Raw genomic sequence first — 12,706 nt, forward strand, 5'->3', positions numbered from 1 at the left:
GTCCCGCATGGCAACTTGACTTTACCTTGGCTGCCGCTAGGTTGCCGCCGTCATGGTCTTCCGTCTTCTCGGCGGAAGCTAAGAGGGAATCCGGTGTGAAACCGGAGCTGACCCGCAACTGTAAGCGGTGAGCCGATCGTCCATATGTCACTGGCAGTCATTGCCGGGAAGACGGGCGACAAAGGCTGCGATCCGTGAGCCAGGAGACCTGCCTGACAGAGTGAGATTCCGTGGTCGGGGTGTGCCACAGGAGTGACGGTTCCAGCTCGGAAGTCCGCATGCGGCTTTCGTTTGGCCCGCATTTCCGCAGCCCCGCCATGGCAGGCAGAGGTTGGCGCGGCGATGTCGGGAAGTTCCCCGGGAATTCGAGAGTTTCAGCAGGCGCGTCTCACGTCGCCGGCTGTCATTGCCATGCTGCGCCTCGTCTCCCCGGTGTTGGCCGGGCACGGACGCGCTGACGTTCTCGAACGTTGCGCCCCCATTTCAAGCAAGGAGAGATCATGAAAATCAGTCATTGGGCCCTGTGGCTCGGCCTCGCCGTGGCGTCGGCCATCGGCCTGGCGCCGGCTGCCGCGGAAACCTTCACCGACGATGCCGGCCGCAAGGTCGAGCTGGAATTGCCGATCAAACGCGCCGTCATCTTCAACCGCTACGCGGTCGAGTTCGCCCGCGCCATCGGCGCCATCGACAAGGTCGTCGGCGTCGACGCGAGCACGATGCGCGACCCGGCCTACTGGCCGCAGTTCAAGGAAACCGACATCGTCGGCCAGGGCCAGACCCAGCCCAATTACGAGGCGATCGTGGCGCTCAAGCCCGACGTGGTGATCATTCCGCGTAATGGCGTCTACGAGGAAGCGGCGCGACAGCTCGAGGCGTTCGGCATTCCGGTGCTGGTCGTCACCGCCTGGGACACGCTGCAGCATGTCGAGAACGTGACGCTGTTCGGCAAGCTGTTCGGGCAGAAGGCAAAGGCCGACGCACTCAACGCCTATTACACCAGCTACATGGATCTGCTGGCCGAGCGCCTGAAGGGCGTCGAGCGCAGACGCGTCTATCTCGAGGAGGTCCGCGACCTGGTGACGGTGACGCCCGGCTCGGGCTGGCACGACATGATCGAGGCCGGTGGCGGCATCAACGTCTTCGGCGACATCGACGTCAAGAAGGAGCCATCCTCGCGCGGCAACGAAAACAGCTTCACCGTCGATCCTGAGGAGATCATCGCGCGCAAGCCCGATCTGGTGATCAAGCTGCAGCCGGGGTCTTACAAGACGATCCCGCAAGCGAAGTTCGTCGAAAGCTGGAAGGCCATCGTCGCCCGCGAGGAGATTTCGGGCACACCGGCTGGACAGGCAGGCAATGTGCGGCTGATCAACTACTATTTGGCCGGCGGCTCGTCCAAGGTGACGGGCGCGCTGCAGGTCGCCAAATGGCTCTATCCCGAAAAATTCGCCGACGTCGATCCTGAAGCGGCGATGAAGGAATGGATCGAGATCTATCAGGGGCTGCCGTTCCAGGGCGGCATGACCTACCAGGGCACCGCGTCCAACTGACGACCTGCACGCCGCCGCCCGAGCGGTCGCGGCGTGCGCTTCCCAACCCGGAGCCCACTGACCATGGACATCGCAACCACCACCAGCCTGGATCGCGGCTATTCCCACGGCATTTCCAGTCGCTACCGGCAGGCTGGCCACCGCAGGCTGGCGGTCATCCTGTGTTCGTTTCTTGCGCTTCTGGTGGTGGCGGGATCCGTCGCCATCGTCGGCATCGCCGAAACCGGGCTTTCGACCCTGCTTGCGATCGTTCTGCAGAAGATCACCTTCGGCCATTTCGTCGCCGAGGTCGACCCGCAGCAGGCGCGGGTTCTTGTCCATCTTCGCCTGCCGCGTGTCGTCATGGCGATGGTGGCCGGCGGTTCGCTGGCATTCGCCGGCGTGCTGATGCAGGCGATCACCCGCAACCCGCTGGTCAGCCCCTATACGATCGGCGTGTCCTCGGCGGCCGCCTTCGGCGCTTCCATCGCCATCATGTTCGGTGTCGGCTTCAGCGCCGCCGGGCTCTATTTCGTGCCGCTGACGGCCTTCCTGTTTGCACTGGGCTGCGCCGTGCTGGTGTTTTCGATGGCCTGGCTGCGCGGCATGGGCGCCCAGACCATGGTGCTGACCGGCATCGCGCTGATGTATCTGTTCTCCGCCATGACCGCGGCGGTGCAGTTCGTCGCCACCCAGGAGCAACTGGCCCGGGTCGTGCACTGGACCTTCGGCAGCCTCAACGGCATCGGCTGGGATGCTGTCGCTGTGGCCGGACTGGCCTTGCTGGTCGCCTTGCCGCTCGCCCAGTCGAAGGCATGGCAGTTCAACGCGCTGACCAGCGCCGGCGACGATGTCTCGCGCTCGCTTGGCATCAACGTCGCCTTGCTGCGCGGTCTCGCCGTCGTCCTGTCGGTGGTGGTGTCGGCGGTGGTCATCAGCTTCACCGGGGTGATCGGCTTCGTCGGGCTGATCGGGCCGCATGTCGCCCGCCTGATGATCGGCAGCGACCATCGCTACCTCATCCCCTTCTCGGCAATCTGCGGCGCCATGCTGCTGCTTCTGGCCGACGCTGTCGGGCGCATGGCGTTCAGCCCGACGGTCATCCCGGTGGGCATCGTCGTCGCCTTTGTCGGCGTGCCGCTGTTCCTTCATTTGATCCTGTCGCGACGCTCGGAGTATTTTTCATGAGCGCCTATCTTGCCATCGACAAGGTCAGCTTCGGTTATGGCAGCCGGACGGTGTTGCGCGAGGTCTCGGTCGGACTGGCAAAGGGCGACATCCTCGGCCTCATCGGGCCCAACGGTGCCGGCAAGTCGACACTGGCGCGGGCCGTCCTTGGCCTCGCCACTGTGTCTTCGGGCCGCATCGTGCTGGATGGCGTGGACATCCGCGGCATGTCGCCGAAGGCGCGTGCGCAACGGATCGCCTATGTGCCGCAATCCTCGCCCCTCAGCTTCCCGGCCACCGTCTTCGAGACCTGCCTGCTCGGCCGGACGCCGCATATGGGCGCCAGGCCCGGTGCGAACGACCTGAGGGTGGTCGAAGACCTGCTGAGGCGGCTCAGGCTGGAGAGCTTCGCCTTTCGTCCGATGTCCGAGCTGAGCGGCGGCGAGCGCCAGCGGGTGATGCTGGCCCGGGCGCTGGCACAGCAAACCGACATTCTCGTGCTCGACGAGCCGACGAGCGCGCTCGACATCGGCAACCAGCTCTTCACCTTGCGTGTCGTGGCGGAGATCGCGCGCGAAAGAGGGGTGACGGCGCTGGTGGCGATACACGACCTTTCGCTTGCCGCGCGGTTTTCCGACAGCCTGCTTTTGCTCGACAAGGGTGTGGTGGTCGGCCATGGCGACTGGCAGAGCACGCTCACCGAAAAGATCGTGCGCGACGTCTATGGCGTCGATGTCGAGATCGGCCTGCTGAGGGGCGTGCCGGTGTTTGCCCCGCACGAGCCGGCGTGATGCGGCTGGATGTTGCGGGCTTTGCCCGAGGCGGCCGAACCGAAAGCCATGAGCGGGTGCTTCACCTGTGCGAACAGGTCGAGCGCATTGGCTTCGACGGCATCTGGTTCAACGAGTTCCATTTCCAGTACCCGCCGCAAGCCTATCCGTCGACAATGATGCTGGCCTCGGCCATCCTTGCCCGGACACAGCGCCTGCGCGTCGGAACCTCCATCGTGGTGACGCCGCTCTATCACCCGTTGCTGCTGGCCGAGGACGTGGCCCAGCTTCACTGGCAAAGCGGCGGCCGCTTCGACCTCGGCATCGGCCGTGGCACGCATCCGGCGACGCTCATGGCTCTGGGCATTGCGGCAGAAAGCACGCGAGATCGTTTCGAGCAGTCCTATGGGATCATGCGTGATGCCTGGGCGACGGGTGCCAGGATCGAGGAAGGTTCGTGCTGGCCGGCGTCGGACGTTTCGGTCGGGCCGCTTTTGGCCGGCGAGACGGTGCCTGTTTATGTCGCGGGAACGTCAAGGGATACGCTTGGCTTTGCTGCCAGCGAGGGATTGCCGCTGCTGCTCAGCCTCGATCCGCCGGAAGGCGCGCAACTGGCCACCTATCATACGATCCTTGCCGAAGAGGGCCACGCCTGCCGTTTGCAGGCCTCGTCGCTGTCGCGCTACGTCTGCATTGCCGCAACGACAGCGCAGGCGATGGCCAAGCTCGACGCGTTCATCCCGCGCCTCTACGAGCGCCGCATTGCCTCGGCGCGGGCCGCCGGACGGCCCGCCGATCAGATCGTCATGCCCGACCGGCAGACGGCCATGGCCCGCCAGATCATCGCCGGCTCGCCCGACGATTGCGTGGCGCAGCTCACGACCTTGCAATCCGGCACCGGTATCAATGCTGCCCGGCTGGTGTTCAACGGCAATGGCATCGTCGACATGTCGGCGGCGATCGCCGACATGGAGCTTTTCGGACGCGCGGTGCTGCCGGCGCTGCGGGGCTGAACCGGACCCGGCTGCGCGCGCCTTACGCCGTCTCTTGCGCCGCGTCGGCGCGGTCGGCCTTGCGCGCCACCACCCAGCCGAGCAGTGCGGCGCCAAGCAGGACGACTGCCGCGAGGTAGAAGGCGAGGCCGGGGTAGGGCATCGACGTGCCGTCGCGTACGGTCCAGGCATAGACGGCGCCGAAAAACAGCGGCGAAGCGACGCCGGCGATGCTGGCCACGCTCATATTGGCGCCCTGCAGCTGGCCTTGCTCGAATTCGGAAACGCGCTGGGTCATCAGCGACTGCGTCGTTGGCATGGCAAGGCCCCAAAGCGCGTTGGGGATGATCGCCAGCGCGAACCAGAAGCCGGTGGGCGCAAGGCCCATGCAGGCGATGCCCAAGGCGCCGGCAAACAGGCCGAAGACCATGGTGGCGCGGTCGCCGAAGCGCTTGACGACGGGGCCGACGATCAGGCCCTGGACGATCATGTCGAGCACGCCGACCATCGCCAGCAACGTGCCGACCTCCCAGGCATGCCAGTTGTAGCGGTAGGCGGCGTAGAGCACGAACACCGCCGAAAAGACGTGGTGGGAGAAGTGCAGCAGGAAGGTCACCGCGGCGAGGCCGGTCAGCTCAGGGTGCGAGCGCAACAGCATCATCGCGCCGAACGGATTGGCCCGGCGCCAGGAAAACGACATGCGCTTTTCCAACGGCAGCGATTCCGGCAGGACAAAAGCGCCGTAGAGGAAGGCGAGCCCGCTCATCGCCGCCGCTACCCAGAACGGGGCGCGCGGTGAGATCTCGCCGAGGAAGCCGCCCATCAGCGGGCCAGCGACGAATCCGGCGCTGAAGGCGGCACCGATCAGGCCATAGGCGCGGGCGCGGCCCTCGGGCGGGGTGATGTCGGCCATATAGGCAAAGACGGTGGTGAAGCTCGACGAGGTGACACCGGCGACGATGCGGCCGAGCGCCAGCCACCACAGGTTGGGCGCCACAGCCATCAGCACATAGTCGGCGGCAAGGCCCGCGGTCGACAACAGGATGACGGGGCGGCGGCCGTAGCGGTCCGAAAGCGAGCCGATGATCGGCGAGCAGACGAACTGCATGAAGGCCCACAGCGCAATGAAGACGCCGTTGATCCAGCCGGCGTCGGCGTTGGAGCCGGCAAACTCCTCGATCAGCGACGGCAGCACCGGGATGATGATGCCCATGGCGATGATGTCGAGAACGGCGGTGACGAAGATGAAGGCGATCGCCGCCTGGCGACGCGAACCTGATATGGACATTGTGGTGGCCTCGATGGAGGAGCCTTATAAAAACAACCAGTCGCGCGATCCAGCCGTGGCGGGGAATATTATCCAAACCTACTGACATTGGGGCACGGGCGGCCAAGCGCTGACCCAAGCCTTCCCGCACCAAGGTTGCCGGCCTACAAATGCCGTCGGATTCAAGATACGGGCGCGCCGCGCGCCGTTCTACAACTCCGCCAACACGACAGCGCCGCGCGTCCCATGGGAGGCGCAAAGGATGCTGTAGAATTTTGAAACTGATCCTTTCCGAAAATCGATTGCGATTTTCGGGGCCATGCACCAGGGAGCCTGCCATGCTGCGCAAGACGGATTTCTTCATCGACGGAAAGTGGGTCGCGCCAACGGTCGCGAAAGAGCTCGACGTCATCAACCCGGCCGACGAGCAGCCCTTCGCGGTGATCTCGCTGGGCTCGTCCGCCGATGTCGACAAGGCGGTGGCCGCAGCGCAACGCGCCTTCCCGGCGTGGAGTGCGACCAGCCGCGAACAGCGCCTGGCGCTGCTTGAAAAGCTGCTCGCCGCCTACAACAGGCGCGTGCGCGACATGGCCCAGGCGATTTCCTGGGAGATGGGCGCGCCGATCAAGCTGGCGCTGGAATCGCAGGCAGCCAGCGGCTCGGGCCACATCGAGAGCTTCATCGAAGTGCTGAAAAATTTCGAGTTCGAGGAACCGCTCGATGCGAAGAACCCGCAGGAGCGCATCGTGCGCGAGCCGATCGGCGTATGCGGGCTGATCACGCCGTGGAACTGGCCGATGAACCAGGTGGCGCTGAAGGTCGTGCCGGCACTTGCCGCCGGCTGCACGGTGGTGCTGAAGCCGTCGGAAATCGCGCCGATGTCGTCGATCGTGTTCGCCGAGATGATGGAGGAAGCCGGCTTCCCGGCCGGCGTGTTCAACATGGTCAATGGCGACGGGCCGACCGTCGGCGAGGCGATGTCGCGCCACCCCGGCATCGACATGATGTCGTTCACCGGCTCGACGCGCGCCGGCGTCGCCGTGACCAAGGCGGCATCCGAGACGGTCAAGCGCGTCGCGCTGGAGCTGGGCGGCAAGTCGCCCAACATCGTTTTCGCCGACGCCGACCTGACCGACGCGGTGACGCGCGGGCTGGCGCATTGCTTTGAAAACACCGGCCAGTCCTGCAACGCGCCGACGCGCATGCTGGTGCAGCGTCCGGTCTACGACAAGGCCGTCGACATCGCGGCGAAATATGCCGCCACCGTCAAGGTCGGTAATCCGGCCGAGGATGGCGACCATATCGGCCCGCTGTCGTCCGACGTCCAGTTCGACAAGGTGCAAGGCATGATCGACGCCGGCATCAAGGAAGGCGCGCGCGTCGTTGCCGGCGGGCTCGGCCGGCCCGAAGGCTTCAACCGCGGCTATTATGTACGCCCGACGGTGTTTGCCGACGCCAACAACGACATGCGCATCGCCCGCGAGGAGATCTTTGGGCCGGTGGTGGCGATGATCCCGTTCGAAACGGAAGAAGAAGCGATCGCCATTGCCAACGACACGCCCTATGGCTTGTCGGCCTATGTCCAGACCGGCGACAGGGCGCGCGCCCAGCGCGTGGCGCGCAAGCTGCGCGCCGGCATGGTGCAGATCAACGGCACCGACCGGCCCTATGGCAGCCCCTTCGGCGGCTACAAGCAGTCGGGCCTCGGCCGCGAGGGCGGCAAATGGGGGCTGGAGGATTTCCTCGAGGTCAAGGCGATCAGTGGCTTCGAGGAAGGGCTGGGCTGATCCCGGCGTTTAGCCGCAAGAGCAGCGCAAGAGGCTCCCCCAGCGCAAGAGGCTCCCCCTCGGCGAAGCCGTGACGGAGAGGGGGGGCTTGCGGTGAGGGATCAGACTTGGCTCGCGCCTAGCCCTCGTTCCGTCTCAGATAGTCCCCGGCAATCTCGCGCATCCTCGTGCCGTCGATGCTGTCGGCGTGGCCGCCATGGGCGACGCGCACCGGCAGGGTCATGAGCCGGCGCATGGTGGCGCAATAGGCGGTGCGGTCGGAATCCGGCATGTCGTCGACCAGCAGCCCGCCATGGATGGCGTCGCCTGAAAACAGCGTGCCGTCCTGCTCGTCGAACAGGCCGATCGATCCCGGCGAATGGCCGGGCAGGTGCAGGACGCAAAAGCGCCTGTCGCCAAGCTCGACCACGTCGCCTTCATCCAAAAGGCGATGCAATGGCGCGGGCCTGATGGCGTAGTCGGCGGAGCTCCAGCCGGCATAAGGCAGTTCGGACACCGCGCCGGGAAAATTGCGGAACATGTGGGCGTAGGTGGCAGCGTCCGGCATGGTTTCGAAGAACGCGGCTTCGATGCGCGGCCCGGCGCGCCAGGAAAATTCGTGCAGCGAACCGACATGGTCGAGATGGACATGGGTAGCGACGACGAGAAGCGGCTTGCCCGGGTTCGTCTCGATCTCAGGCGCTAGTGGGCAGATGCCCATGCCGGTGTCGACCAGCATGTCGAGGTCGCGGCCGCGGACCAGCCAGATGTTGGCGCGGCAATAGTCTGTGACGAATGGCTCGGTCAGCATCGTCGTGGTGTCGTCGACGAGGCTTTTCGAAAACCAGCCGGGATGGGTCGTCACACGAACGGCCTGCCGATCTTGAAGCGGCCGGGTACCAGCCGCCTGAAATAGTCCATGCCCTTTTCGGACAGATGATTGACGTCAGGCAGCATGTAGTCGTCGGGCATGTGCCTGGTCTTGCCGGCGACATTGGCCAGCGGCACCAGCTTGAGCACGGTCTTGCCGCCCTCATATTTCAGTGCCACCGAACCGCCGCCCTTGTCGGCCGCATCAATGGCGAAGACGCCGGCGTCGAAGGCCTCCTGCGCGTCGACGGCATTGACCGCGCCGATATAACCGCGCGGCATGTAGCCGAGCGCATCGACACGGGCGCGCTTGCCGGGCAGGCCTTCGGCGAGCGCGTTTTCGAAGGCCCGGCTCAGATCGCTGCCCGACAGCTTGATGTTGCCATGGGCGTCGCGTTCGAGCTTGTCGGCAGGCACGATGCTCTCGACCAGCGCCTTGCCGTCGGCGGTGCTCACACCTTCGGAAACCGCAACGACGCAGCGACGATGGCGGCCGAGCGTCTCCTTCACCTCTTCGATGAAGCGCGGCACCGAAAAGGCGCGCTCCGGCACATAGATGAGGTGCGGGCCGTCGGTGTCTTCGTCGCGCCATGCGGCGGCTGCGGCGGTCAGGAAGCCGGCGTGGCGGCCCATGACGATGCCGACATAGATGCCGGGCAGGGCGCGGAAATCGAGATCGACGCTGAGGAAGGCACCGGCGACGAACTCCGCCGCCGAGATGAAGCCCGGAGTGTGGTCGTTTTCCTCGAGGTCGTTGTCGATGGTCTTGGGTGCATGCACGAAGGCGATGCTGCCCTTGGCCGCTTCGGTCAGGATCTGCTGGGTGCCGGCGGTGTCGTTGCCGCCGATATAGATGAAGGCCTGCGCGTCGGCCTTCTTCAGGCCTTCAAGCACCAGGTCGCAATAGGCGGCATCGGGCTTGTCGCGCGTGCTGCCAAGCGCTGCACCGGGGGTCGCGGCAATGCGCAGCAGCTGTTCCTCTGCGATGTCGGTCAGGTCGACATAGTCGCCGTCGCGGATGCCGCGCACGCCGTGGCGTGAACCGAGCACGCGTGCCTTGGGATGGCGCCGGCGGATTTCGAGCACCGCGCCGGCCATCGTCTGGTTGATCACCGCGGTCGGTCCGCCGCCTTGTGCAATCACGAATGTCGAGGGCATGGTCGTCCTCCCCAGGGGTGCCAAAATGGCCGCCAGCACGGCGCTGTTTTCCGGCACATTCGCCCTTCTGGCGAATGGACGCAATGGGAGAGTCAATCGGTTTGGAAGGTTTCGAAAGTCGGGACCGGAGCCGCAGCCCCGGCCACTTGCCGGTTAGCCGACGACGATCGGGGTCTTGCCGTTGACGCGGCTGTAGAGGTCGATGACGTCCTGGTTGATCATGCGCACGCAGCCTGACGACATCGCCTGGCCGATGGTCCACCATTCGGGCGAGCCATGGACGCGGTAGCCGGTGTCCTGGCCGTCCTTGTAGATGTAGAGCGCACGGGCGCCGAGCGGATTTTCGAGGCCGCCGGGCTGGCCACCAGCCCACTTCACCAGTTCCGGCTTGCGCGCGATCATCTCGCGCGGCGGCGTCCAGGTCGGCCATTTCTTGCCGTACTGGATGTTGGCGCGGCCGTTCCACAAGAAGCCGTCGCGGCCGATGCCGACACCGTAGCGGATGGCTTCTCCGCCGGGCTGGACCAGATAGAGGAAGCGTTCCTGCAGCTTGACCACGATGGTGCCGGGCGCTTCGCCGGTCGGATCGACGACGATCTGGCGGCGGAATTTCGGGTCGACCTTGGCGAACGGGATTTCCGGCAGCTGATACCCTTCGTCGGTGAAGGACGCGTACATCACATTGGGGCTGGTGACCTGCTTGTCGACGCTGATCTGCGGGCGGATCGAGCCGGTGGCCATGTTATCGAGGCCCATCGCCGGCATTTCGAAATCCATGCTGCGGCTGCAGCCGGCGACAAGGCCGGCTGCACCAAGGCCGAACAGCACGTTGCGGCGCGATGCAAGTTTCGGGAGGTCGGACTTCGGAGCAGGCGATTTCGACACGGCACAATTCCACTCAATACGCGGGGGCGGCCAGGCACCGGAGCGAACCCCGGCTGTGGATGAAATGCATTTTCACCATTCATGGTTGAAAAAGCGTGAACGCCACATGGCTTGCGTTAAGGGCTTTACATCGGCACGGCTGCGGAGCTTGATCCCTGATACAATGAGGGAGAATTGCCATGTCGTTTGAAAGCTGGGCCGCCTTTGCCGCCGCGTCCGCGGTGCTTCTGGTCATTCCGGGCCCAACCATCCTGCTTGTCGTGTCCTATGCGCTCGGCCAGGGCTGGCGTACCGCGCTGCCGATGGCCGTCGGCGTCGCATTGGGCGACTTCACCGCGATGACGCTGTCGATGCTCGGCATCGGCGCGCTGCTGGCCGCTTCGGCCACCGTCTTCACCATCCTCAAATGGATCGGTGCTGCCTATCTGATCTATCTCGGCATCAAGCTGTTCCGCGCCGGTGGTTCGCTCGACGCCAAGCCGCGCACCGATGCCGCATCGGCCGCCAAGATGATGGCGCATGCCTGGATCGTGACGGCGCTGAACCCCAAGAGCATCACCTTCTTCGTCGCCTTCCTGCCGCAGTTCCTCGACCGCAACGGCGACTTCTGGACCCAGATGCTGGTGTTCGAACTGACCTTCCTGACGCTCGCCTTCGCCAATGCCTTTGGCTACGCGCTGGTGGCGTCGCGGGCTCGCAGTGTCGTGTCCAATCCGCGCGCCATCCGCATCTTCAACCGCACCGGCGGCACGCTGCTGGTTGGCGCTGGCGTTGCCGTGGCAGTGCGCGCGGGCGCCTGAGGCGTGTCATGGTGAAGGATCGGCTCGGGCTCGCACTTTCAGGCGCCGACGAGGCAGCGGCCACGCACTACGAATGTGGCGTGAGCGAACTCCAGCGCTTCGTCGGTGATCCGGTCGGCTCGGCCGATCAGGCGATTGCCGCTGCACCCGACTTCGTCATGGCGCATGTGCTGAAGGGCTGGCTCTATGGGCTTTCAACCGACCGTGAGGCGATGGCGGTGGTGCGCGATTGCCATGCGGTCGCCGTGGGGCTTGCTGCAACGGGCCGCGAGAAAGCGCATGTCGCAGCCCTTGGCCGTCTCGTCGAGGGCCATTGGCACGCGGCCGGGCACATCCTTGAAGAGCTGAGCTCGGAGCATCCGACCGATGCGCTGGCGCTGCAGGCCGGACACCAGATCGACTTCTTCACCGGCAATGCACCGATGTTGCGCGATCGCATCGCGCGGGCGCTGCCGGCATGGAGCAAGTCGATGCCCGGCTATCATGCCATCCTTGGCATGCAGGCTTTCGGCTTCGAGGAGATGGGCGACTACATCAGGGCCGAGACGCTCGGCCGCGAGGCCGTGGCGCTCGAGCCGCGCGACGGCTGGGCCCAACATGCGGTGGCGCATGTGATGGAAATGCAGAGCCGCCAGCGCGACGGCATCGCCTGGATGCGCGGCAACACCGATGCCTGGACGAAAGAGAGTTTTCTCCAGGTCCACAACTGGTGGCACCTGGCGCTGTTCCACTACGATCTTGGCGAGACCGACGCGGTGCTCGCGCTTTATGACGGGCCGATCTACGGCGCGCAATCGACGCTGGCGCTCAACATGGTCGATGCCTCGGCAATCCTGTGGCGGCTGCATCTTGGCGGCGTCGATGTCGGCGCGCGCTGGGCCAGGCTTGCGGCGAACTGGACGCCGAAGGCTGCCGCCGGCAACTACGCCTTCAACGATGCGCATGCGATGATGGCCTTTGTCGGCGCCGGGCTCGATGCGCCGGCCAGGACGATGCTCGATGCGCAGCGCGAGGCGATCGCCCGCGACGACGACAATGCCACCTTCACCAGGGATGTCGGCCACCCTGTGACGCTGGCGATCAAGGCCTTTGGCGAGGGGCGCTATGGCGAGACCGTGCGGTTGCTCGAACCTGTCACGGCCATCGCCCACCGCTTCGGCGGCAGCCACGCCCAGCGCGACGTGATCGAGCTGACGTTGATCGAGGCGGCCTTGCGCGACGGCAATGACGCCCTGGCAGTACGGCTCGCAGCGACACGCCATCATGCGCGGCCGGCCAGTCCGCTGTCGGGCCTGTTCATCCAGCGCGCAGCCCTTCTGGCGCATGGCTGAGCCGCTCGCTCGGTTGTTGCAAGGCGTTCGATATATTTTTTGCGAGTTCCGAAATAAATGTCGACCCGACCCCGGAATGTTTGCTAATAAGCACCGTCCGTCGGAGGAACGGGCGATGGCCCTGGCCGTTTCTGCCGTTTGGCAACGAAGGCTGGCCAATGACGTGAGAGG

The 12,706-nt window shown here is 65.3% G+C and carries 11 protein-coding genes and 1 riboswitch; of the genes, 7 read left to right on the plus strand and 4 right to left on the minus strand.

The genetic code is table 11. The features are described 5' to 3' along the window. Positions 1-36: 36 nt before the first annotated feature. A riboswitch (cobalamin riboswitch) is annotated at positions 37-231 on the plus strand. A gap of 269 nt (positions 232-500) precedes the next feature. From ACHMW7_RS10060 to ACHMW7_RS10075, 4 genes are all read left to right on the plus strand, one after another. Further along, a complete protein-coding gene (locus ACHMW7_RS10060) occupies positions 501-1,550 on the plus strand; it encodes an ABC transporter substrate-binding protein (protein WP_395450111.1) in 1,050 nt (349 codons plus the stop codon). A 63-nt stretch (positions 1,551-1,613) separates the two neighbouring features. Continuing rightward, positions 1,614-2,717 (plus strand): FecCD family ABC transporter permease, encoded by a 1,104-nt coding sequence (locus ACHMW7_RS10065; RefSeq protein WP_395450112.1) that lies wholly within the window; start codon positions 1,614-1,616, stop codon positions 2,715-2,717. Then, entirely contained in the window at positions 2,714-3,487 is a 774-nt protein-coding gene (locus ACHMW7_RS10070; protein ID WP_395450113.1) for an ABC transporter ATP-binding protein, read from the plus strand. The genes ACHMW7_RS10065 and ACHMW7_RS10070 overlap by 4 nt, the downstream gene beginning before the upstream one ends. Next, positions 3,487-4,479, plus strand: a complete 993-nt coding sequence (locus ACHMW7_RS10075) for an LLM class flavin-dependent oxidoreductase (RefSeq protein ID WP_395450114.1) — start codon at positions 3,487-3,489, stop codon at positions 4,477-4,479. The genes ACHMW7_RS10070 and ACHMW7_RS10075 overlap by 1 nt, the downstream gene beginning before the upstream one ends. A 22-nt stretch (positions 4,480-4,501) precedes the next feature. Here ACHMW7_RS10075 and ACHMW7_RS10080 read toward each other — a convergent pair whose 3' ends face one another. After that, positions 4,502-5,746 (minus strand): TCR/Tet family MFS transporter, encoded by a 1,245-nt coding sequence (locus ACHMW7_RS10080; protein ID WP_395450115.1) that lies wholly within the window; start codon positions 5,744-5,746, stop codon positions 4,502-4,504. A gap of 317 nt (positions 5,747-6,063) precedes the next feature. On the opposite strand from ACHMW7_RS10080, the gene ACHMW7_RS10085 reads away from it, so the two are divergent. Beyond that, positions 6,064-7,512 (plus strand): aldehyde dehydrogenase family protein, encoded by a 1,449-nt coding sequence (locus tag ACHMW7_RS10085; protein ID WP_395450116.1) that lies wholly within the window; start codon positions 6,064-6,066, stop codon positions 7,510-7,512. A gap of 118 nt (positions 7,513-7,630) precedes the next feature. On the opposite strand, the gene ACHMW7_RS10090 is transcribed toward ACHMW7_RS10085, so the two are convergent. From ACHMW7_RS10090 to ACHMW7_RS10100, 3 genes are all read right to left on the minus strand, one after another. Continuing rightward, positions 7,631-8,302 (minus strand): MBL fold metallo-hydrolase, encoded by a 672-nt coding sequence (locus ACHMW7_RS10090; protein WP_395451305.1) that lies wholly within the window; start codon positions 8,300-8,302, stop codon positions 7,631-7,633. 50 nt (positions 8,303-8,352) lie between these two features. Further along, a complete protein-coding gene (locus ACHMW7_RS10095; RefSeq protein WP_395450117.1) occupies positions 8,353-9,519 on the minus strand; it encodes a diphosphate--fructose-6-phosphate 1-phosphotransferase in 1,167 nt (388 codons plus the stop codon). Positions 9,520-9,672: 153 nt separating this feature from the next. Continuing rightward, positions 9,673-10,404 carry a L,D-transpeptidase gene (locus ACHMW7_RS10100; protein ID WP_395450118.1) on the minus strand — a complete coding sequence of 244 codons (732 nt, stop codon included), beginning with the start codon at positions 10,402-10,404 and terminating at the stop codon, positions 9,673-9,675. A gap of 179 nt (positions 10,405-10,583) precedes the next feature. On the opposite strand from ACHMW7_RS10100, the gene ACHMW7_RS10105 reads away from it, so the two are divergent. Beyond that, positions 10,584-11,204 (plus strand): LysE family translocator, encoded by a 621-nt coding sequence (locus tag ACHMW7_RS10105; protein ID WP_395450119.1) that lies wholly within the window; start codon positions 10,584-10,586, stop codon positions 11,202-11,204. Positions 11,205-11,212: 8 nt separating this feature from the next. Then, a complete protein-coding gene (locus ACHMW7_RS10110; protein WP_395450120.1) occupies positions 11,213-12,535 on the plus strand; it encodes a tetratricopeptide repeat protein in 1,323 nt (440 codons plus the stop codon). Positions 12,536-12,706 lie beyond the last annotated feature (171 nt).

The organism is Aminobacter sp. UC22_36 (genome assembly GCF_044056035.1).
Lineage (GTDB): Bacteria > Pseudomonadota > Alphaproteobacteria > Rhizobiales > Rhizobiaceae > Aminobacter.